Origin of the sequence: Aeromonas sp. V90_14 (genome assembly GCF_029967615.1) — a bacterium.
Taxonomy (GTDB): domain Bacteria; phylum Pseudomonadota; class Gammaproteobacteria; order Enterobacterales; family Aeromonadaceae; genus Aeromonas; species Aeromonas hydrophila.
Map to the genome: position 1 here is coordinate 101,410 of NZ_JASCAS010000001.1, position 21,168 is coordinate 122,577.

Annotated in this window: 17 protein-coding genes; 12 read left to right on the forward strand and 5 right to left on the reverse strand. The window is 63.3% G+C overall.

Annotated elements, in window-relative coordinates; translation table 11 throughout:
- Positions 1-108: 108 nt before the first annotated feature.
- Positions 109-1,617: a helicase HerA-like domain-containing protein gene (locus tag QLG02_RS00445; RefSeq protein WP_282464219.1), complete on the forward strand. Its 1,509-nt coding sequence runs from the start codon at positions 109-111 to the stop codon at positions 1,615-1,617.
- A gap of 77 nt (positions 1,618-1,694) precedes the next feature.
- On the opposite strand, the gene QLG02_RS00450 is transcribed toward QLG02_RS00445, so the two are convergent.
- The 3 genes from QLG02_RS00450 to QLG02_RS00460 all read right to left on the reverse strand — a co-directional run bounded on the left by QLG02_RS00450 (position 1,695) and on the right by QLG02_RS00460 (position 5,288).
- Complete coding sequence (locus QLG02_RS00450) at positions 1,695-2,885, reverse strand: amino acid aminotransferase (protein ID WP_282464220.1); 1,191 nt, start codon at positions 2,883-2,885, stop codon at positions 1,695-1,697.
- Positions 2,886-3,060: 175 nt separating this feature from the next.
- Positions 3,061-4,002: a hypothetical protein gene (locus tag QLG02_RS00455; RefSeq protein ID WP_282464221.1), complete on the reverse strand. Its 942-nt coding sequence runs from the start codon at positions 4,000-4,002 to the stop codon at positions 3,061-3,063.
- Positions 4,003-4,232: 230 nt separating this feature from the next.
- Entirely contained in the window at positions 4,233-5,288 is a 1,056-nt protein-coding gene (locus QLG02_RS00460) for a porin (protein ID WP_039215927.1), read from the reverse strand.
- 381 nt (positions 5,289-5,669) lie between these two features.
- Between QLG02_RS00460 and dinG the strand changes: the two genes are divergently transcribed.
- The 3 genes from dinG to QLG02_RS00475 all read left to right on the forward strand — a co-directional run bounded on the left by dinG (position 5,670) and on the right by QLG02_RS00475 (position 9,556).
- Positions 5,670-7,742 carry an ATP-dependent DNA helicase DinG gene (dinG, locus tag QLG02_RS00465; protein WP_282464222.1) on the forward strand — a complete coding sequence of 691 codons (2,073 nt, stop codon included), beginning with the start codon at positions 5,670-5,672 and terminating at the stop codon, positions 7,740-7,742.
- Between the two features lie 173 nt (positions 7,743-7,915).
- Positions 7,916-8,575, forward strand: a complete 660-nt coding sequence (locus QLG02_RS00470) for a DUF2057 domain-containing protein (protein ID WP_065478240.1) — start codon at positions 7,916-7,918, stop codon at positions 8,573-8,575.
- Between the two features lie 84 nt (positions 8,576-8,659).
- On the forward strand, positions 8,660-9,556 hold the full coding sequence (locus tag QLG02_RS00475; protein ID WP_282464223.1) for a histone deacetylase: 897 nt from the start codon (positions 8,660-8,662) through the stop codon (positions 9,554-9,556).
- A 164-nt stretch (positions 9,557-9,720) separates the two neighbouring features.
- Here the strand turns inward: QLG02_RS00475 and QLG02_RS00480 are convergent, their stop codons facing one another.
- Positions 9,721-10,869, reverse strand: coding sequence for an MFS transporter (locus QLG02_RS00480; RefSeq protein ID WP_282464224.1), 1,149 nt, complete (start codon positions 10,867-10,869; stop codon positions 9,721-9,723).
- Between the two features lie 379 nt (positions 10,870-11,248).
- Entirely contained in the window at positions 11,249-12,199 is a 951-nt protein-coding gene (gene ylqF / locus QLG02_RS00485) for a ribosome biogenesis GTPase YlqF (protein WP_016351290.1), read from the reverse strand.
- Positions 12,200-12,531: 332 nt separating this feature from the next.
- On the opposite strand from ylqF, the gene QLG02_RS00490 reads away from it, so the two are divergent.
- From QLG02_RS00490 to QLG02_RS00525, 8 genes are all read left to right on the forward strand, one after another.
- Positions 12,532-13,923, forward strand: a complete 1,392-nt coding sequence (locus tag QLG02_RS00490; protein ID WP_282464225.1) for an alkaline phosphatase — start codon at positions 12,532-12,534, stop codon at positions 13,921-13,923.
- 11 nt (positions 13,924-13,934) lie between these two features.
- A complete protein-coding gene (locus QLG02_RS00495; protein ID WP_282464226.1) occupies positions 13,935-15,341 on the forward strand; it encodes an alkaline phosphatase in 1,407 nt (468 codons plus the stop codon).
- Positions 15,342-15,393: 52 nt separating this feature from the next.
- Positions 15,394-16,074 (forward strand): hypothetical protein, encoded by a 681-nt coding sequence (locus tag QLG02_RS00500; protein ID WP_282464227.1) that lies wholly within the window; start codon positions 15,394-15,396, stop codon positions 16,072-16,074.
- A gap of 80 nt (positions 16,075-16,154) precedes the next feature.
- Complete coding sequence (locus QLG02_RS00505) at positions 16,155-16,886, forward strand: transporter substrate-binding domain-containing protein (protein WP_233768774.1); 732 nt, start codon at positions 16,155-16,157, stop codon at positions 16,884-16,886.
- A 231-nt stretch (positions 16,887-17,117) separates the two neighbouring features.
- Complete coding sequence (rnk, locus tag QLG02_RS00510) at positions 17,118-17,513, forward strand: nucleoside diphosphate kinase regulator (RefSeq protein WP_011706600.1); 396 nt, start codon at positions 17,118-17,120, stop codon at positions 17,511-17,513.
- Positions 17,514-17,702: 189 nt separating this feature from the next.
- A complete protein-coding gene (gene uhpA, locus QLG02_RS00515; RefSeq protein ID WP_011706601.1) occupies positions 17,703-18,293 on the forward strand; it encodes a transcriptional regulator UhpA in 591 nt (196 codons plus the stop codon).
- Positions 18,290-19,810 (forward strand): signal transduction histidine-protein kinase/phosphatase UhpB, encoded by a 1,521-nt coding sequence (gene uhpB, locus QLG02_RS00520; protein ID WP_282464228.1) that lies wholly within the window; start codon positions 18,290-18,292, stop codon positions 19,808-19,810. The genes uhpA and uhpB overlap by 4 nt, the downstream gene beginning before the upstream one ends.
- 27 nt (positions 19,811-19,837) lie before the next feature.
- Positions 19,838-21,166 carry an MFS transporter gene (locus QLG02_RS00525; protein WP_282464229.1) on the forward strand — a complete coding sequence of 443 codons (1,329 nt, stop codon included), beginning with the start codon at positions 19,838-19,840 and terminating at the stop codon, positions 21,164-21,166.
- Positions 21,167-21,168 lie beyond the last annotated feature (2 nt).

Here is a 21,168-nt window from a genome sequence, read left to right on the forward strand (position 1 = left end):
CAGCCTCTGGCGCGCTGACGAGGCACTGCCTTGCCATCCCCAGATCCTGCCACCACACTCCTTGTAACCCGTTGTTTTTCGTCCCCCATTTGCCACAAGGAGCCCACCATGGCCGAACCGCTCACGCTGGCCCATGCCAATGGTCATCCCCTCTCCCTGCTGCCAGCCATGGCCAATCGCCATGGCCTCATCACCGGCGCCACCGGGACCGGCAAGACCGTCACCCTGCAGGTGCTGGCGGAGGGGTTCTCCCGCCTCGGCGTGCCAGTCTTTCTGGCCGACGTGAAGGGGGATCTGAGCGGACTGGGCGCCGCCGGGGCGGGCTCGGCCAAGCTGGACGCTAGGCTGGCCCAGCTCGGCATCCCGGCCCCCGCCTTTGCCGCCAGCCCCACCCTGTTCTGGGATCTGTTTGCCGAACAGGGCCACCCGGTGCGAGCCACCGTCTCCGACATGGGCCCCCTGCTGCTCGCCCGCCTGCTCGGCCTCAACGATACCCAGAGCGGGGTACTGGAGCTGGTGTTCAAGGTGGCGGACGACGAGGGGCTGCTGCTGCTCGATCTCAAAGACCTGCGCGCCATGGTGCAGTTTGCCGGTGACAACGCCAAGTCGCTCACCACCCGTTACGGCAACGTCTCCACCGCCTCCATCGGCGCCATCCTGCGCAACCTGCTCACCCTGGAGAGTGCGGGCGGCGATCACTTCTTCGGCGAACCCATGCTGGACATTCAAGACCTGTTGCAGACCGATGAGGCTGGCCACGGTCATATCAATGTGCTGGCCGCCAGCAAGCTGACCCAATCCAGCCGGCTCTATGCCTGCTTCCTGCTCTGGCTGCTCTCCGAGCTGTTCGAGCAGTTGCCGGAGGTGGGGGATCCGGACAAGCCGGTGCTGGTGTTCTTCTTCGACGAGGCGCACCTGCTGTTCAACGACGCCCCCAAGGCGCTGCTGGAGAAGATCGAACTGGTGGTGCGGCTCATCCGCTCAAAAGGGGTGGGCGCCTACTTCGTGACCCAGAGCCCGGCCGACATCCCCGACAGCGTGCTGGGGCAGCTTGGCAACCGGGTGCAGCACGCCCTGCGCGCCTTTACCCCGAGTGACCAGAAGGCGGTGCGGATCGCCGCCAACACCCTGCGCGCCAACCCCGCCTTCGATGCCGCCGGCGTCATAACCGAACTCGGTGTCGGCGAAGCGCTGGTCTCTCTGCTCGACGAGAAGGGGCGGCCCAGCATGGTGGAGCGCGCCTTCATCGCCCCGCCGGCCAGCCGCATCGGCCCCTTAAGCGACGCCGAGCGGCAGGCGCTCATTCAGGGCTCCCTGCTGCACGGCCGCTACGAGACGCCGGAGGATCGCGAGTCTGCTTTCGAGCGGCTCAACGGCGGCAAGGTGACAACCACTGGCGAGCAAGGCCGCGAACAGTCATCCAGCGGGGAAGGCGGCCTGCTCGATGCCCTCAATGGCATCCTGTTTGGCCGCACCGGCCCCCGTGGCGGCCAGCACGACGGCGTGGTGCAGACCGCCGCCAAGAGCGTAGCCCGCACCATCGGCAGCGAGGTGGGTCGCCAGCTGGTACGCGGCGTCCTTGGCTCTCTGCTGGGGGGCGGCAAGCGCCGTCGCTGAGACCAGCACCAGGAAATCAAAAAGCCCGCCGGGTCTCCCCGGCGGGCTTTTTACTGAACGGATGCCGATGGTGGTGCTTACAACACCTTGGCGATCGCATCGCACAGGGGATCTATGTTGGCACGGGTGATACCGGCCACGCTGATCCGACCCGAGCCGACGATGTAGATGGCAAAGTCGCTCTTGAGGCGCTCCACCTGATCCTTGGAGAGACCGGAGAAGGAGAACATGCCGTTCTGCTCGCGGATAAAGCTGAAGTCCTGGTTCACGCCGCGCGCCGCCAGTTTTTCCACCAGCAGCTCACGCATCTCGCGAATGCGCACCCGCATGGCCGCAACCTCTTCCACCCACTCGGCATAGAGGACCGGATCGCTCACCACGGCGGTGACGACGGCAGCGCCGTGTGACGGCGGGTTGGAGTAGTTGGCACGAATGACGGTCTTGACCTGAGTAAAGGCCACATCGGCAATCTCCTTGGTCGCACTGACCAGGGTGAAGGCGCCGACCCGCTCGTTGTAGAGGCCGAAGTTCTTGGAGAAGGAGCTCGCCACCAGCAGCTCGTCGTGGCACTCGGCGAAGATGCGCAGACCTTCGGCATCCTCTTCGATACCACGGGCAAAGCCCTGATAGGCAAAGTCAAACAGCGGCAGCCAGCCGGCGGCAGTACTCTGCTTGGCCAGTGCACGCCACTGATCAGCTGTGGGGTCGATACCAGTCGGGTTGTGGCAGCAGCCGTGCAGCAGCACCAGGTCGCCTGCCTGCACTTCAGCCAGCGAGGCCTGCATGGCGGCAAAATCGAGGCCCTTGCTGGCCGCATCGTAGTACTTGTACCACTTGACGGAAAGGCCGGCAGCCTGGAACACGCTGACGTGGTTGGCCCAGGTGGGATCGGAGATCCAGACAGTCTTGGCCAGCCCGTTGCGCACCACGAACTCGGCGGCGATGCGCAGGGCACCGGTACCGCCCGGCGCCTGAGCAGTCTTGGCCCGGCCGCTGGCGACCAGCGCAGAATCTTGCCCGAACAGCAGTTGCTGCACGATGCGGCCATATTCGATATTGCCTTCGATACCGAGGTAATTCTTGGTCTTCTCGTCGGTCAAGAGCTTCTGCTCGGCTTTCTTGACGCAGTGGAGAATGGGGGTGGCACCGGTCTCATCCTTGTAGATCCCGACTCCCAGGTTGATCTTGTGGCTGCGAGAGTCAGCACGGAAGGCTTCGGTCAGGCCCAGGATCGGATCCGCTGGGGCGGCAACAACCTTTTCAAACATGGTATTCCCTGTATTCCGTTGAGTTCGTTGGCTGGCAAAGCGTGTTGGCACACCGTCCGTGACACGCAAAACACGTGGCAAACAAAAGCGCCCATCTGGCGAGCGCTTCGTCAACTCTTTATATCACCGTGCAGAGTGGGGGAAAACCGCTTTTTCGGCCGGATCTGCGGCAATCTCAACCGATGGCATGCCACTGCGGCGCCAACGCGCACACCTCGGCAGACAAGCCACCATTGGACTCAACCAAACCGCTACAAACTGCTAACAATGACTTGGGGATCCGGCTCGGCTCCCAAGGACGGGAATCGATCAGCGGCAGGGCATAAGCCGCCATGATGGGAGCCAGCGCAGTGGGCAGCCACCAGCTGGCCGGACGCCCCAGCCGTTGGGCTAGGGTCAGCACCCGATCCACCCCGCTCGGGTCGAGGGAGGTAAGATGACTCCACTGCACCTGGGGCGGCAGAGCGGCGATCACTTGCTGCAGCGCCTGCTGCGCCGAGGCGGGAGCCCAGACCAGCAGGGTCCCCGCTGGCAGCATCAGCTCGGCAAAGGCACCGACGCTGTCGGTGGTGATCACCCGCAGCAGCTCCCCCTCCCCCCACAGGATCTTGCCAAGGCTGGCCAGGTTGCGCTCGGGCAGCGCCACCTCGCCGAGCGCCTGCAACCAGGGGGCGGCATCGAGCAGGGTGCCGCCGCTGAAAAAGAGGCTGAACGGCTCAGAGGCGCGCAGGCGCAGCAGCTGATCGGCACAGAGCCGGATCCCCTTGTCTTCAAAATCGATCTGCTCGTTGGGGGAAAAGCTCACCTCGCTCTTGCGATAGAGAGCGGCGAGCACCCGCTCGTTGACCTGTTCCGCCAGCTGCCACCCCTGCCCATGCAGCCACTCCTCCGGGGTCGGTGGTGCCGTGGCGATCTCGGCCAGCGTCAGTTCACGGGTCAGGTAGCGGCGGCCGGCGGGTGTCAGCTCATAGTGGTGGTTGCCCAGCGCCAGCAGCAGCTGGTTGTCCTTGAGCAGGCCCAGCAGGGGTTGCCACTGGCGGGCGCGGACCACCGAAGTGGGGTTGTCCAGCAGCTGGCGGGCCAGTTCCCGCCACTGCGGGTGACTAAAGTCAATCAAGCGTCATCCTTCCCTGTCTGCCGAACATCCTGCAACGAGCTGAATAATCTAGCGATTCGCTGACCGGGAGCCAAGTACAGAAAAGAGACAACGTGAACTGGCGCAAGCCAAACAGGAGAAGGAGAGGATGATCAACAGAGGAGAAGAGAGACAATCAGGTGGGAAGCAGATAAAACAAAACGGCCAAGCAAGCTTGGCCGTTTATCAACTAAATCAGCGCAGGGGCTGGATTAGAAGTTGTATTGCAGGGCAACAGTGAAGTCGTCGTCCTTGCCGCTAACACCGTTGATCTTGTACTCGGTGTAGGCTTTCAGCTTGGAGGTGAAGGAGTACTGCACGCCCAGCAGAGTGGCATCCATCAGGTCCTTGTAGGAAGAACCGCTCAGGTTGGCATTCTCTTTACCTTCTTTGAAGTTGTAGCCGGCCAGGAAGGTCCAGGCATCAACGTTGTAGGTAGCAGCCAGTTCGTAACCACGGCCTTCATCTTTGTAGCCAGTGGTGTCGTTCTTCACGTCAGCCTGGGTGTAAACACCGGCGAAGTTGAAGCCGTTGATAGCGTAGTGTGCGCCCAGAGCCCACTCGGATTTCTTACCGGTAGCGTCAGTGGTTTTGCCTTCCAGGTCGGAGTAAGCATAACCACCGTTGAAGCCCAGACCGAAGTCGAAGTCATAACCAACGGCAGCAGCGTAGGCATACTTACGCTTCACGTCCGGGAAAACGGTAGTCTTGATGCCACCAGCAACGTCAGCCACTTTCACAGCTTGGTCATCGTTGGTCTGGTAGGACACTTTGCCCTTGAAGCCACCGATGGCGTTGGAGTAGATCACCTGACCTTCTTGACGACCGTCATAGAAGTTACCTTCGCTGCCCCACTCGTTGAAGATATCGGTCGGTTCCAGTACGTCGTAGAACGCGGTATCGGTCTGACCGAAAATGATCTTGCCGTACTGGGTGCCGTCGAAACCAACGTAGATGTGACGGGAGTCAAACTTGTTGGCGGAGTTTTCAGCAGAAACTTGCCACTCGGTCTTGGCGATACCGGACCAAGTGTTGTTCAGAGCAATCTTGCCGGACCAGCCCAGACGGGAGGAACCTTTCAGCTCACCATCAACATCTTTGTAACCGGAAGCAGCGGTAGAGTCAGCTTCGTTGGTGTCACCGTAGTAGTTAGCCTGAACACGGCCGTATACGTCAAAAGTGGTACCGTCTTTGTCATAAACCACTGCAGCGTTAGCGGCAGATGCGAACAGAGCCGGGATAGCAATAGCCAGAATTGTCTTTTTCATAGTTTCCAATGCCTACTGTAATTAAACACTAAGTCGTTGTTATTCCCTGTGTTAGCGATGTACTTTGCATCACTATGGCGCCGAGACTAGCACCGGGTTTTCCAATCCGCAATGAAAAAACTTGGAACTTTTTACGAAAAGCATAGTCATAGCGGAAAAATTGTGACCTGAATCCCACATTGTTTGCACGTCATGGGAAAACGTTTACAGTGATAACCGCTGGTATTATTCGGTCAGATTGGTGATTTATCACACAATATCGGTGCCACGCCCTATATAAAGAAGAGGAGGTCGGATCTGTGCGTTGCCACATGCCTCGACCCGGGTTGCCAGTTGCAGGTATCCTGTTCCCCTTCACCCTGTGCAACGGTCATTTTTTTCATGCTGTCTACCCGTCTCAAAACCACCATTCGCAATACCTATCGACAAATTGCCGATGGCTTACCCGGTTTTGTGCCGCGCAAGGAGCAGAATTTTCTGGTGGCCGAGATAGCCAAGACACTGACCGGGGAATATGACAAACAGCGTCGCATCCTGGTGGCCGAAGCCGGCACCGGCATCGGCAAGTCTCTCTCCTATGCCCAGGGGGCCATCCCGGTGGCACGGCTCACCCAGAAGAAGCTGGTGATCTCCACCGCCACCGTGGCGCTGCAGGAGCAGCTGATCCACAAGGACCTCCCCTTCTACCACCGCCACAGCGAACTGCCGTTTCGCTTCATGCTGGTCAAGGGGCGCCAGCGCTACTGCTGCGAGCACCTGCTGGAACAGGCCGCAAGCGGCAGCGAGATGGCCAACTTTGAGTTCGACTTCGGCAGCCTCAGCAAGCACAAGCCATCAGAATCCGACAAGAGCTGCTATCAGGCGCTGTGGCAAGCCTACACCGACGGCAAATGGGATGGCGATCGGGACAACTGGCCCAAACCCATCACCGATCTCTGCTGGGATCGCATTGCCGCCGACCGCCACACCTGCAACAAGGCACTCAGTCATCATCAGCACTGCCCCTTCCACCGCGCTCGCAACGACATGGATGCGGCCGATGTGCTGGTGGTCAACCACGCCCTGCTGCTCTCCGACCTCACCATGGGGGGCGGCATCATACTGCCGCCGCCGGACGAGTGTATCTATGTGCTGGACGAGGCCCACCACCTGCCCACCATCGCCCGCGATCATGGCGCCGCCTCGGCCAGCGTCAAGGGTTCGCGGCGCTGGCTGGAGAAGCTGGCGCAGGGTGCCGGCAAGCTGGCCAGAACCCTCAACAAGGAGAGCCTGCTCGATCCCCAGCTCAAGCTGCAAGATGCGCTGGCCTCCCTGCAGCCGGATCTGAAGGCGCTGGAGCAGTGGCTCGCCGCCAACGACCGGCTGTTCAATGAGGAAAAACACTATCGCTTCGCCGATGGCGTCTTGCCCGACCCTCTGCCGATGCTGGCGGAGAACCTGAAGGAGGCGAGCAAGAAGGCACTGCGGGCGCTGGACAGAATGCAGGGCGCCATTGGCGAGGCGTTGAAGGATGGCGAGATCCGCCGCAAGGAGGCCGAACCCCTGCTGGCGGAGAGCGGCTTCTATCTGCAGCGGCTGGAGGGGTTCTGCGCCCTGTGGGAGATGCTGGGGCGGCACGTGGCACAAGGCAAGACGCCGTTGGCCCGCTGGATGGTCAAGAGCGATGACGGCGACATCTGGCTGCATGCCTCCCCCATCGAGGTCGGCTATCTGCTGGAAGAGTGGCTCTGGTCCAGGTGTCTGGGCGCCGTGCTGGTGTCGGCGACCCTGACCGCCCTCTCCTCGTTCAGCTATTTTCGCCATCAGGTGGGGCTCAAAGAGCACGACGGCACCCGCTATCTGCGGCTGCGCTCCCCCTTCGATTACCAGAAGGCCGAGCTCTATCTGCCCAAAATGGAACACGAGCCCAGCGCCCCCGCCTTCACCCAGGAGCTCATCAGCACCTTGCCCCGCCTGCTGGCAGGCAAGGAGGCGAGCCTGGTGCTGTTCTCCTCTTACCGGCAGATGAACGAGGTGGCGGTGGGGCTGCGGGCCAAGGGGCTCTCCCTGCTGGTGCAGGGCGAAGCCTCCCGCAATGCCCTGCTCACCCTGCACAAGCAAAAGTGCGATGGCGGCCAGGCCAGCATCCTGTTCGGCACCGGCAGCTTTTCGGAAGGGCTGGATCTGCCCGGCCACTACCTCACCAACCTGGTGATCACCAAGCTGCCATTCGCGGTGCCCAACTCGCCGGTGGAAGAGGCCACCGCCGAGTGGGTCGAGAAGCGAGGCGGCAACCCCTTCCTGCAGCTGACGGTGCCGGAGGCCTCCCGCAAGCTCATTCAGGCCTGCGGTCGTCTCATCCGCAAGGAGGCGGACAGGGGCCGGGTCACCATCCTCGACCGACGTCTATTGACCAAGCGTTATGGCAAGGGGCTGCTCGACGCGCTGCCCCCCTTCAGCCGTCGGATTGAGTAAGGCAAGGGTCGATTGGCTCGGTCAGAACCCGTGCCGTGGCTTGCGTTCGCTTTAAACATCGGGGCCGAGAGGCAACCCAGGCGCCATAAACGCCTATTGCTGCCCTTGGGCAAACCTGTAAAAATGAGCCCCTGTTTTTCAGTGGGCACTCGCCGACTGTTCAAGGAGATGAAATGAAACTGACTGTTCTGGTGCCGGCCCTGGCTGGTCTGTTGTGGGCAGGTAGTGCCCTGGCCGATGCCCAATTGGAAGTGACCAACCCCTACGTCGTACAGCTGATCGATGGCCAATCCATCAATCCCAAGCTGCTCGACAAGACCAACACCTTTCCCCTCAAGGCCGGCAAGCACCAGCTGGTCGTCGCCTTCGAAGGCAACTTCTCCAGCCGCAGTGACATCAAGCTGGTGACCGCCGAGCCGCTGGTGATCAACTTCACCGCCGCCGACAATCAGAAGCTGGTGCTGGACTACAAGAAGCCGCGCAACGAAGCTGAAGCCAAGCTGTTCGTCAAAGAGCAGAAAGTCGCGCTGAAAGACAAGAGCAGCAACCAGGTCGTCGCCAGCGAGCAGTTCGTACTGCCGAAAGTCGAAGGCTTCCAGCTGACCCGTGACTATCAGCAAGAGCTGCTGAACATGGGCAAGGCCTTCAACCAGCCGGCCACTGTTGCCGTCTCCACCGCCGCCGTCATGGCCGCCAACAGCGCCCCGGTGCAAGTGGCCCCCAGCAAGGCTCAGAGCAACCCGGAAGCCCTGACCCAGCTGCAAAACTGGTACAACAAGGCCGATGCGGAAACTCGCAAAGCCTTCCAGATCTGGGTGATCCAGCAGCAGTAATGGCGCGCGAGCACTCGTTTCGTGCGACAAGGGGAGCCTGGCTCCCCTTTTTCATATCTGCCTCTCCAGCAAGGCCCTGCCGTCATGTCACTGCGCATCTTCTATCACCCCCTCTACTCCGCCCTGGCCCTGCCAGCGCGCCATCGCTTCCCGCTGGCCAAGTACCAGGCACTGTTCGAGCGGCTCGGCAGCCTCGGCTATCCGCTGGCAGAAGCCGCCCCCGCCAGCCCTGAGCAGATCAAACGGGTGCACGATGCCGCCTATGTGGAGGCCGCCCTCGCCGGCACCCTTGATGCCGGCGCCATCCGCCAGCTCGGTTTTCCCTGGTCTCCCCTGTTGATGGAGCGCACCCTGCGCTCGGTGGGGGCTACCCTGGCCGCCAGCCGCCATGCCCTCGAGCAGGGTTGCGGCCTGCAGATCTCCGGCGGCTATCACCACGCCCACCGGGATGTTGGCAGCGGCTTTTGCCTCTTCAACGATCTGGTGATCGCCGCCCAGATGTGCCTGGACGAAGGGCGCTGTGAGCAGGTATTGATCGTCGATCTCGATGTCCATCAAGGGGATGGCAGTGCTGCACTGTGCCAGGGGCGGCGCGACATCATCACCCTCTCCCTGCACGGGGAGCACAACTTCCCCCGCCACAAGCCCGCCTCCCACATGGATTTTCCCCTGCCAAGCGGCATGACGGACGATGCCTATCTCACCACGCTGGCAGAGGCGCTCAACCTGGCGCTGCGACTCTACACCCCCGACCTCATCCTCTATCAGGCCGGGGTCGATGTGCATAAGGACGACGAACTTGGCTATCTCACCTTGAGCGATGAAGGGGTCCGCCAGCGCGATGCCATGGTCTTTGACTGCGCACTGCGGCACGGGCTGCCCATCGCCGCCGTGCCGGGCGGCGGCTACCGGCGTGACTGGCAGCAGCTGATCCCGCTGCATATGTCCTTGTTTGAAGAGGCCAAAAAGCGCTACGGCTAGCCGTTTATCTCTTCGTCAATCTCTGCCTGACAACCGTTGCAAACAACAAGGCGGCCCTGGGGCCGCCTCTTCTTTATACCGGGTACCCTATTGATACCGGAAACCATAGCACCACCGTCTTGCACCCCTTCTCGGGAAGCGAGACTGGCGTCCTGCCGCCCCGTTCAGGCGTGGGCCACCGGCGTCGGGTGTTCACCCAGCTTGCGCAGCAACATCAGCAGATACACGCACGACACGCCAGCGATCACGATGAACAGCTGATTGTCCGAGTAGTGCTGCATCAACAGCGCGGTACAGGCCGGGCCCAGCAGGCTGCCGATGGTGTAGCTCAGCAGCAGCGCCTGGTTCATCGCCACCAGCTGATGGTGCTCGACCTTCTCGCAGGCCCACGCCATGGCCACCGGGTAGAGGGTGAAACCGGCGGCGCCCAGCACAAACAGCGCCGGGCCCATCGCCACGCCGCCGAGCATGGCGCAACACCCCAGGATCACCACCAGTACCTGTACCCGCAGCACCGGCAAGCGCCCGAACCGATCCGCCAGACGGCCCACCGGCCACTGCCCCAGGATGCCCGCGCTCACCATCACCGCCATCCAGTAGCCAATGCCGGCATCGCTCACCCCGCGGTGGTTCAGATAAAGCGGCATCAGGCCGTACAGCGACCCCAATACCATGCCGGAGATGATGCAACCATCGACCCCGAGCCGCGCCTGCCGCAGCCGCAGCATCGGCCAGACCCGGGTGCTCCCTTGCTGCTCATTGCGCTCACTGACGATGCGGGTGAACAACAGCGGCAGGATAGCCGCCAATATCAGCCCGGTCGCCCAGGGCAGTACCTCCATCAGGCCGGTCGGCAGCTTGCTGACCAGCAGTTGCCCAAGCACGGTCCCCAGGTAATAGACCATCATGTAAGCGGCCAGCAGCCGCCCCCGATTGCGCGCGTTGCCACTGCACATCAGCGCGCTCTCCACCACCACCCAGATCATGGCGCAGCCGATGCCGGCGAGGAACCGCCAGCCGAGCCAGCTCCAGAAACCGAGGGTAATGCCGAGCCCGACACAACCAATGGCAAAGAGGGCGGAGACCAGGTAGTAGCTGCGGTTGAACCCGTAGCGTTTGATCAGCGCCCCCGCCAGCAGGGTGCCCAGCAGGTTGCCGCTGAAATAGGAGGAGCTGACCATGCCCACCTGCCAGGTCGGCAGATTGTCATGGGCCAGCCAGAGCGGCACCAGGGTGTTCAACACCGCGATGGCCAGCGTGAGCAGCAGCAGGCCGCAGAGCAACAACAGCACTGGCCGGGTGTAGGTGGTCATGGGTAATACCGTGAGAAGAGTCAAAATGCGAGCGCATCATGCCACCGCCAATGCCATTGTCAATCGGCGTTAATTGGCGCAGGGGATGTTTTTTCACGCCGGCAGTAAAACCTCATTTGGCACCGCTCAGCGCTTGCTCGGCAGCCCGGCTCATCCCCTTGATTAACGGGTAGTTTGGCGGTCTTGATGGGGCATGACCGGTCGATCATCCCCATCGACCTTGCGCGGCGCCATGAACATGATGGCGGGCGGCGGGCAGCGGCACACAAGAGTACGCGACCGCAGTGGCCAAGCCGCCCCGTCACTGATGCTCAATCAGCCCAACAACAAAGAGGCGACCCCAGGGTCGCCTCTTCGTGAGAACCAGGCATAACGCCGGTTAGCGCTGACGCTTCTTGGCGTACTTGCGACGTGCCCGCGCCTGACGCTCCTCTTCCCGCTCCGCCTTCTCCTTGGCCTTCTGTTCGGCCTCGGCCTCGGCTTCCACAATCTCGACGCTCACCATCGCCGGGGTCTCCAGCGAGATGCGACCCAACAGGCCTGAGCGGAACTCGTTGACCAGGATCTCGGAGGCCTTGTGCAGATCGGCCAGGCCGCCCTTGCGCATGAAGCCGCGCTGGCGGGCGATGAGCTCCAGCAGCTCGATCTCGGTTTCCGGCAGCTCGCTCAGCTGATAGCGCGCCTGGATCCGCTCCGGGTAGGCCTTGATGAAGTAATCGGCGGCAAACATGGCGATGTCGGCGTAGTCAAATACCGTGTCCTTGATGGCGGCGGTGATCGCCAAGCGGTAGCCACAGGAGGGCGGATTGAGCTTGGGCCACAAGAAACCCGGGGTATCGGTCAGGATGACGTTGTTGTCGAGCTTGATCCGTTGCTGGGACTTGGTCACCCCCGCCTCGTTGCCGGTGCGGGCGATGATGCGCCCGGCCAGGGTGTTGATCAGGGTGGATTTGCCCACGTTGGGAATGCCCATGATCATGGCGCGCACGCCGCGCAGCTCCAGATTGCGCTCCGGCAGCATCTCGTGGCAGAGGGTCAGCAGCTGCTTGATCTTCTCCGGCTCCTGCTGGGTCAGGGGCAATGCCTTGATCCCCTTCTCCTGCTCCATGTGGGCCACCCACAGCTCGGTGATCTCGGGGTCGGCAAGATCCGCCTTGTTGAGCACCTTGATCACCGGAGTATCGCCGCGCAGCTCGGGCACCAGCGGGTTTTCGCTGGAGAAGGGGATGCGGGCGTCGAGCATCTCGATGATGACATCGACCTGGGGCATGACCTCGGCAATCTCTTTGCGGGCCTTGTGCATGTGGCCGGGGAACCAGTTGATGGACATATCCGTTACTCTCATCTAGGGACTGCGGGCGCTGGCTTGCGGTGGTGCGAGCGGCGAGCGGTGGCGGACGCAGGGCGTCGCAAGGGGGCGCATTTTACCTGCACACGCCCTGATTTGACAGGCCATTCTAGCCGCCAGCCCGCAATCCAGCCAGATTCTCCCCCACCCGGCCCCCTCGCCCACCGGCATCCCGTGCTCCGGCTGCATTAATATAAGCCATTGATACAACATAACATTCACGTAACACCTTCATCGGATTGTCATCCCGTTTCACTAAAAGTGTCATCTGCGACCTCTAGGCTGCGCTCAGGTTTTACAAGGAGCGAACCCCAATGAGAAAGATGGCAGGACTTGCATTGATGATCGGCGCCGCCCTGGCTGCCGGCTGCAACTCCAACAACGACAGCAGTGCGCCCGCCCCCGGCGCCAAGAACGTGATCTTCTTCCTCGGCGACGGCATGGGTCTCAATACCCTGACCGCCGCCCGTATCTACGGCGTCGGTGAAGAGGGCAGCCTCACCATCGATACCCTGCCGGAGACGGCCTTCATCAAGACCTTCTCCCACGACGCCCAGGTGACCGACTCGGCCCCCTCCATGTCCGCCTACATGACCGGGGTCAAGAGCAACAACGGCGTCATCAGCATGGATAGCGACGCCACCCAGGAGAGCAACTGCAGCAAGAGCGGCGGCAAGCCGGTCACCACCTTGCTGGAGCTGGCCAAGGCCGCCGGCCGCGGCACCGGCGTGGTCACCACCACCCGGGTGACTCACGCTACTCCGGCCGCTACCTATGCCCACCTCTGCAACCGGGATCTGGAAGCCGACATCGCCGCCCAGCTGGTGCCCGGCGGCGCCGGTTACAACAGAGCCCTCAAAGAAGGGGTGGACGTGGTGCTTGGCGGTGGCAGCAGCTTCTTCCTGCCGAAGGCAGACAAGGGCAAGCGCGAGGATGGCCGCAACCTCATCGATGAAATGAAGGCCAAGGGCTACCAGTTTGCCGGCAATCTGGAGGAGTTGAACAAGGCCGAGGCGGGCAAGCCGCTGCTGGGGCTGTTTGGCTCAAGCCACATGAAATATGACCTGGACCGGCCCGCCAGCGAGCCTTCCCTGGCCCAGATGACCCTGGCTGCCATCAAGCAGCTCAAAGACCAGAAACAGGGCTACTTCCTGATGGTGGAAGGGGGCCGCATCGACCACGCCCTGCACGACACCAACGCCAAGCGTGCCCTGCAGGACACCCTCGCCTTCGACAACGCCATCAAGGCGACCCTCGACGAGGTGAAGAAAACCGATCCCGAGCTGAAAAACACCCTGATCGTGGTCACCGCCGACCATGACCACACGCTAGTCCTGAATGGTTACGCCAAGCGTACCGGCAAGACCACCGCCGACAACCCCGGCGTGCTCGGGCTGGTGAAGAACTACGAAACCGGCGAGCCGAGCAAGGATGCCGATGGCATGCCCTACACCATCATCGGCTTTGGCAACGGCTACAACCGGGTGGACGGGCCGCGCAGCAGCGTGGCGCCGCTGGACGACGCCACCGTCTCCGCCAACGACTATCACCAGGAGGTGGTGGTCAAGGTGGGCGAAATAGGCAACGAGACCCACGGCGGCACCGACGTCTTCCTCGGTGCCATCGGCCAGGGAGCGGACAGCTTCCACGGCTCACTCGACAACACCGCCGTGTTCGGCAAGGTCAAGGCTGCGGCCGGGCTGTAAGGAGCATTCCCATGAAAAGAGCCATCAACCAATCCATAAAGCAGAACCTGCATAAAACCCTGGTCAGCACGGCCCTGCTGGCCGCCCTCGGCGGCGCGGCCCAGGCACAGGCCAGCGATGCCAAGAACGTCATCCTGTTCATCGGCGACGGCATGGGCCCCACCGTGCTCACCGCCACCCGCCTCTACAAGGTGGGAGAAGAGGGCAATCTGGAGATGATGAAGCTGGCCCGCAGCGCCCGCATCAAGACCTTCTCCAACGATGCCCAGACCACCGACTCGGCCCCCTCCATGGCGGCCTACACCACCGGGGTCAAGATGAACAACGAGGTGATCGCCATGAGCAGCGACACCAGGGCCGTCGCGCCCGGCAAGGACGCCAACGGCAACAAGGGCGTCAACAACTGCACCAGCGACAACGGCAAGCCGGTGCCCACCCTTCTCGAGCTGGCCAAGGCGGCGGGCAAGTCGGTGGGCGCCGTCACCACCACCGAGCTGACCCATGCCACCCCGGCCGCCACCTACTCCCACATCTGCCACCGGGATGCCGCCTACGCCATCGCCGAGCAGGCGGTACCGGGCGGTGCCGGCTTCAACCAGGCGCTGGGGGACGGGGTCGACGTGCTGATGGGGGGCGGCGCCAACCACTGGACACCCTACAACAGCACCAGCAACAAGGGTGGCCGCGCCGACGGGCGGGATCTCACCGCCGAGCTGACGGCCCAGGGCTATCGCTATGTCACCACCAAAGATGGTCTGGCTGGCGTCACCTCGGGCAAGGTGCTTGGGCTGTTCAGCGCCAAATCCCACCTCGACTACGAGCTGGACCGCGTCGCCAAAGGGGCGGCCAATACCCAGCCGTCGCTCTCCGAGATGACCGCCAAGGCAATCGATCTGCTCAGCCAGAACAGCCAGGGCTACTTCCTGATGGTGGAAGGGGGCCGGATCGACCACGCCCTGCACGGTACCAATGCCAAGCGCTCGCTCACCGACGCGGTGGCGCTGGACGACGCGGTCAAGACGGCGCTCGGCAAGGTGGACTTGAAAGATACCCTGATCGTGGTCACCGCCGACCATGACCACACCATGACCATTAACGGCTACTCAGCCAAGGGCAACAAGGTGCTGGATCTGGTAAAAAATGGCGATGGCTCGACCCAGAACGACGTGGATGGCAAGCCGTTCACCACCCTGGTGTTCGGCAACGGCCCCAACCGCCCCGACGTGCGCCCCACCCTCACCAGCGATCAGGTGATGGCGGACGACTACCTGCAGGAGACCGGGGTCAAGCTCGGCTCCGAGACCCACGGCGGCGGCGATGTGATGCTGTTTGCCGACGGTGCCGGCAGCAGCCGCTTCAAGGGGACGCTGGATAACACCAAGGTGTTCGGCAAGCTGAAGGAGGCGCTCGGCCTGTAAACGACAGGGCCCGGCAGGGTGCCGGGCTCTGCTCGTTCGAGCGATCACCCATATGCGACTGTTACTTCCGTTGTGGCTGCTCGCCAGCAGCCTCGCTTTTCCCCTCCTGGCCGATGAAGTCCCCGATCTGGCCGCCCGCATCCGTTATCAGGACAGGGTCACCAGCAGCGACGGCGTCAGCAAGGAAAGCCAGTGGCAGGAGAAGTGGCTGCGGGTTGGCGATCAGGTGTGGAGCCAGCGGCTCATCCCGCTGCCGCTTGCCCGCGCCTATCACGCCACCCACGATGCCACCCCGGGCCACAAGCACTTTACCCACCAGATGGCGGCGCGCTGGGTGACCCGCGACCAGCAGGGGATGCTGCAACTGCGCTACGCCGACAACTGGCACAACCAGCTGGTGGAGGTGCCGGAGGAGGAGTACGGTCAGGTGGCTTTCAAACCCGACTGGCCGCGGATCCGCCACCTCATCAACCCGGCCCTGTTGCAGGAGATGACCCCCCTCGACGAGGCGGCCCCCGAACAGGCGCGCTGGTATGAAAAACGCGAGGGCAGGCAGCGCACCCGCATCCTCTGGTCGAACCGCTGGCAGCTGCCGCTGGTGGTGGAGTCGGCGAGCCTCGACGGTTATCGCAGCTACCGGATGGAGGTGACCCTCAAGCCCCTGCCAAAGAGCCTGCCCTGGCAGCAGCTGGAAGGCTACCAGACCCTGGATCTGCGGGACTTCTTCGACTGACGGGACGCCCTGAATGGGGTGAGCTGATTTGTGCTGACGGGATGTTACACTCTGTGTACTCATCCCGGATCCGGCCTGCCATGCGTACTTCCCTGCTCTTGCTGCTTTGCACCCTGCTCTTCCCCGCCGCCCAGGCCAAGGCCGTGGTGGTCATCGCCGCCGAGATCCCCCCCTATGTCATTCGCTCCTATCAGGGCGCCCCGAGCGGCATGGCCATCGAGGTGCTGGAGGAGGCGGCCCGCCGCCTGAAGGAGCCGCTGACCATCGAGCTGATGCCGCTGGCCCGCGCCCTCAGCCAGACTCGCCACCGCCAGGACGTGCTGCTGGTGCCGCCGGTGCGCAGCCCCCAGCGCGAGCCGCAGTTTCTGTGGATTGCACCGCTGCTGGACGAGGCCTTCGTGCTGGTCAGCCATCGCCACTACCATCCTGTCCCCATCACCAGCAAAGAGCTGCCCGGCCTCACGGTCGGCGTGATGCGCGGCTCCTATGGCCAGAGCCTGCTGCAGCCCTACCCGCAAGTGAAACAGGCGCTGGTGGCCGAGGAGATCCACAACGCCAGCAAGCTGGCGCTGGGCCGTATCCAGGGCTGGGCGGTGGCCTGGAACAGCGCCCGCTACAACCAGCAGCAGGCCGGCCTGCCGCTGGCGGATCTGGTGCGCGGCGACACCCTGCAGCGGGCTTCGCTCTATCTGGCCGCCAGCCCCCGTTTCCCGGCCGCCGAGGCAACCCGCTGGCGCAAGATCATCGCCACCATGCGCGACGATGGCAGCCTGGCGCGCATCATCAAGCAGTACGATTACCAGGCCCCCTGACAAGCTTGTCAGGATAATTGCCAAAGCAGTCCAGAATGGTTATGGTATCCCCATGAAAGCGCTCATTATTTTATCAAGCCAGCTCACACCCCGTTGAGCCCCCGCCCTCGCCTCCGACAGCGAGTCGTTCGGGGGCATCGCATTCCCGATCTGTTTTTTCGTATCGCACACTCTTTTTCGACCAGCTTGCCCGTCATCCTGGTCCTTTAACCCATTGATAAGGAATATCTTATGAAACAGCCTCATCTCGTGATCTCCAGCCTGGATCTCGACCGCATCGAGCAACTGCTCGGCAACCATCCCCAGCACCTGGCCCTGCAGGAGGAGCTGGATCGCGCCGAGATGCGCGAGCCGGCCGACATGCCGCCGGACGTGGTCACCATGAACAGCACGGTGCGCTTCAAGATGCCGAGCAGCGGCAACGAGTTCTGCCTGACCCTGGTCTACCCCAAGGACGTGCAGGGTGACGAGTCGAAGATCTCCGTGCTGGCCCCGGTCGGCAGCGCCCTGCTCGGCCTGAAGGTAGGCGACAGCATCGCCTGGCCCGGCCCGGCCGGTCGCACCATCGAGGTGGAGATCCTGGAAGTGGTCTATCAGCCGGAGCGTGCCGGCGAGCTGCACCGCTAATCCTCCCGGGTACGTGCCAAGCCGCTGGCGCAGGCCTGCGCACGTGCCCGCCCCTGATCCCGATCAAGCTTTGCCACAGAAGCGCCGCCAATCCCGCTCACATGCCCTGCTTTCTCTTGAGCCCGGGCGAGGCGGCAGGTATCTTGTTGGCCGCGCCAGCACCCTGGCCGCAGATTTCAGGCTGACATCATGATAAAGATTGCCCTCATCGACGATCACCAGATCGTCCGCTCCGGCTTTGCTCAACTGCTCAATCTCGAACCCGACCTGCGGGTGGTGGCCGAATTTGGCTCCGCCGCCGAGGCGCTGGCGGGACTGCCCGGCAGCGGCGTGCAACTGTGCGTGTGCGACATCTCCATGCCGGACCAGTCCGGGCTGGATCTGCTCAAGCGCCTCCCTTCCGGCCTCGCCGTGGTGATGCTGTCGGTGCACGACAGCCCGGCGTTGATCGAGCAGGCATTGCAGGCCGGCGCCAAGGGGTTCCTCTCCAAGCGCTGCAGCCCGGACGAACTGATCGCCGCAGTGCGCACTGCCGCCCACGGCGGCTGCTACCTCACCCCGGACATTGCCCACAAGCTGGCCTGCAACAGCCAGGATCCGCTCACCAACCGGGAACGGGAAGTGGCCCAGCTGCTGGCGCGGGGACTGGAGGTGAAGGCCATCGCCGAGCAGCTTGGTCTCTCTCCCAAGACGGTGCACGTGCACCGCGCCAACCTGATGGACAAACTCAAGGTCAGCAACAACGTGGAGCTGGCCCACCGCATGCTGGACAGCTGGTGATCCCCCGTCTTGCCAGCTATGTCGCCATCTCGCTGGCGGCCTGTTTCATCTTTGCTGCCGGCTGGTTCTGCCTGTGGAGCATCGGCCTGCACCTGGCGGGATCGCCCATGCTGGCGGCCCTGCTGTTCCCCTTCGGCCTGCGTCTGGGGCTGCTGCTGCAAAGCCCGATCGCCTACTGGCCGCCGCTGCTGCTGTGCGAATCCCTGCTGCTCTACTGGCTCAATCAGGAAGTGGGGCTGCCGCTGTGGCCGCTCATTCAAACGGGCAGCCTGCTGACCCTGCTGCCGCTGCTCATCGCCCGCCGCCAGCCGGTGCGCAACGACTGGCAGCAGCTGCTGGTGCTGCTGGCTACCGTCACGGTGGCGGCGGGGCTGCAATCCCTGCTCTGGCATCTTGCTGGCGAGGATGGCCTCACCGCGCTGCTGCTCACCCTCACCGGCGGGCTGACGCTGACCTCCACCTGCATGCTGATCTGGCACTACCTCACCCGCGCCACCTGGGTGCCGCTCGGCCCGACCCTGGTGGATCAACCGGTGGACTGGCGTTTTCGCCATCTGGTCTGGTATCTGCTGCTGTTCGTGCTGAGCCTCTGGCTGCAGCTCGGCCTGCCGGACTCGCTGGTGCGCTTCACCCCGTTTTGTCTGGCCATCCCCATCATGGCCATGGCCTGGCGCTACGGCTGGCAGGGGGCCCTGCTCGCCACTCTGATGAACACGGTGGCGCTGATGGCCAGCCAGGCCTGGCATGATCATCCGCTCGATCTGCTGCTCTCCCTGCTGGCCCAGAGCCTCACCGGCCTGCTGCTCGGCGCCGGCATCCAGCGCCAGCGCGAGCTCAACCAGGCGCTGAGCCGCCAGCTTGCCCACAATCGCCAGCTCACCGAACGGCTGCTGGAGACCGAAGAGAGCATCCGCAAGGAGGTGGCGCGCGAGCTGCACGACGACATCGGCCAGACCATCACCGCCATCCGCACCCAGGCCGGCATAGTGCGCCGCCTCGCCCCCGACAATGCCGGGGTCGGCCAGAGCAGCGCCCTCATCGAGACGCTGTCGCTGGGCATCTACGACGCGGTGCGCGGCCTGCTCGGCCGGCTGCGCCCCCGCCAGCTCGACGACATGAGCCTGGAGCAGGCGGTACGCGGCCTGCTGCGGGAGCTGGAGCTGGAGCGCCGCGGCATCGTCACCCGGCTCGAGTGGCAGCTGGCGGACGCCGGCCTCTCCGATGCCCAGCGAGTCACCCTGTTTCGGGTCTGTCAGGAGGGGCTCAACAACGTGGTGAAACACGCCAATGCCAGCTCGGTCACCATCCGGGCCCACCGCCAGGGCGAGCGACTGACTCTGCTGCTGGAAGACGATGGCTGCGGCCTGCCCGAACACCGCACGCCCCAGGGCTACGGCCTGCTCGGCATCCGCGAGCGGGTGCAGGCGCTGGGAGGCACATTGCAGCTCTCCTGCGTGCACGGCACCCAGCTGACCGTGACCCTGCCCGGCCGCAAACGGGAGGAGAGTCATGACTGACACCCTGCTGCAAGGGAGGAGCGTCTAATGCTCAGCTTCATGAGAAGCGCACCGCCTCAACCCCTCATCCGCGATCAGGCCGAGATCGACGCCTGTTATCGCCACTGGCGGCTGCACATCCTGCTGACCATGTATCTGGGCTACGCGGTGTTCTACTTCACCCGCAAGAGCTTCAACTTCGCCATGCCGGACATGTTGGCCAGCGGCATGCTGAACAAGGCCGACATCGGCATGCTGTGGACCCTGTTCTACATCACCTACGGCTGCTCCAAGTTCTTCTCCGGCATCATCAGCGACCGCGCCAACCCGCGCTACTTCATGGGCCTCGGGCTGATGGCGACCGGGGTCATCAACATACTGTTCGGGCTCTCGTCGTCGCTGTGGCTGTTCGCCGCCCTCTGGGTGGCCAACGCCTTCTTCCAGGGCTGGGGCTGGCCCCCCTGCTCCAAGCTGCTCACCAGCTGGTACTCGCGCAGCGAGCGCGGCTTCTGGTGGTCAGCCTGGAACACGGCCCACAACGTGGGCGGCGCGCTCATTCCCCTCATCGTCAGCACCCTGGCCCTGCAGCACGGCTGGCGCTACGGCATGATAGTGCCCGGCCTTATCGCCATCCTGGCGGGGTTGTTCCTCTGCTGGCGGCTGCGCGATACCCCGGCCGCCATGGGACTGCCCACGGTGGGCGAGTGGCGAAACGATGCCATGGAGCTGGCCCAGCAGACCCAGGATGCCGGCCTCTCCCATAGCCAGATCCTGCGCAAATACGTGCTCGGCAACCCCTATATCTGGCTGCTGGCCTGCTGCTACGTGCTGGTCTACGTGGTGCGCACCGCCATCAACGACTGGGGCAATCTCTACATGACCGAGCAGCGCGGCTTCAATCTGATGAGCGCCAACTCGGCCATCTCCATGTTCGAAGTGGGCGGTTTTATCGGTGCCCTGGTGGCGGGCTGGGGATCGGACAAGCTGTTCAACGGCAACCGCGGGCCCATGAATCTCATCTTCGCGGTGGGCATATTGCTGGCGGTGGGATCGCTCTGGCTGATGCCCTTCTTCAGCTATGTGATGCAGGCGGCCTGTTTCTTCACCATCGGCTTCTTCGTGTTCGGCCCCCAGATGCTGATCGGCATGGCGGCGGCCGAGTGCTCCCACAAGAATTCGGCGGGGGCCGCCACCGGCTTCGTCGGCCTGTTTGCCTACATGGGAGCGGCGCTCTCTGGCTATCCGCTCGCCAGGGTGCTGGAGATCTGGCACTGGCAGGGCTTCTTCGTGGTGATCTCGGTGGCCGCCGGCGTCTCCGCCCTGCTGCTGCTCCCCTTCCTCAAGGCGCAGGCGCCGCGTCCCCGCGACGCCGATTGACC

Bases quoted from the DNA above. Each gene is read 5' to 3' on its own strand.
- dinG (WP_282464222.1), top strand. From the start codon at position 5,670: ATGCTGTCTACCCGTCTCAAAACCACCATTCGCAATACCTATCGACAA.
- QLG02_RS00505 (WP_233768774.1), top strand. From the start codon at position 16,155: ATGCGTACTTCCCTGCTCTTGCTGCTTTGCACCCTGCTCTTCCCCGCC.
- rnk (WP_011706600.1), top strand. From the start codon at position 17,118: ATGAAACAGCCTCATCTCGTGATCTCCAGCCTGGATCTCGACCGCATC.
- QLG02_RS00490 (WP_282464225.1), top strand. From the start codon at position 12,532: ATGAGAAAGATGGCAGGACTTGCATTGATGATCGGCGCCGCCCTGGCT.
- QLG02_RS00450 (WP_282464220.1), bottom strand. From the start codon at position 2,885: ATGTTTGAAAAGGTTGTTGCCGCCCCAGCGGATCCGATCCTGGGCCTG.
- QLG02_RS00525 (WP_282464229.1), top strand. From the start codon at position 19,838: ATGCTCAGCTTCATGAGAAGCGCACCGCCTCAACCCCTCATCCGCGAT.
- uhpA (WP_011706601.1), top strand. From the start codon at position 17,703: ATGATAAAGATTGCCCTCATCGACGATCACCAGATCGTCCGCTCCGGC.
- ylqF (WP_016351290.1), bottom strand. From the start codon at position 12,199: ATGTCCATCAACTGGTTCCCCGGCCACATGCACAAGGCCCGCAAAGAG.
- QLG02_RS00445 (WP_282464219.1), top strand. From the start codon at position 109: ATGGCCGAACCGCTCACGCTGGCCCATGCCAATGGTCATCCCCTCTCC.
- QLG02_RS00500 (WP_282464227.1), top strand. From the start codon at position 15,394: ATGCGACTGTTACTTCCGTTGTGGCTGCTCGCCAGCAGCCTCGCTTTT.
- QLG02_RS00480 (WP_282464224.1), bottom strand. From the start codon at position 10,869: ATGACCACCTACACCCGGCCAGTGCTGTTGTTGCTCTGCGGCCTGCTG.
- QLG02_RS00470 (WP_065478240.1), top strand. From the start codon at position 7,916: ATGAAACTGACTGTTCTGGTGCCGGCCCTGGCTGGTCTGTTGTGGGCA.
- QLG02_RS00495 (WP_282464226.1), top strand. From the start codon at position 13,935: ATGAAAAGAGCCATCAACCAATCCATAAAGCAGAACCTGCATAAAACC.
- QLG02_RS00460 (WP_039215927.1), bottom strand. From the start codon at position 5,288: ATGAAAAAGACAATTCTGGCTATTGCTATCCCGGCTCTGTTCGCATCT.
- QLG02_RS00475 (WP_282464223.1), top strand. From the start codon at position 8,660: ATGTCACTGCGCATCTTCTATCACCCCCTCTACTCCGCCCTGGCCCTG.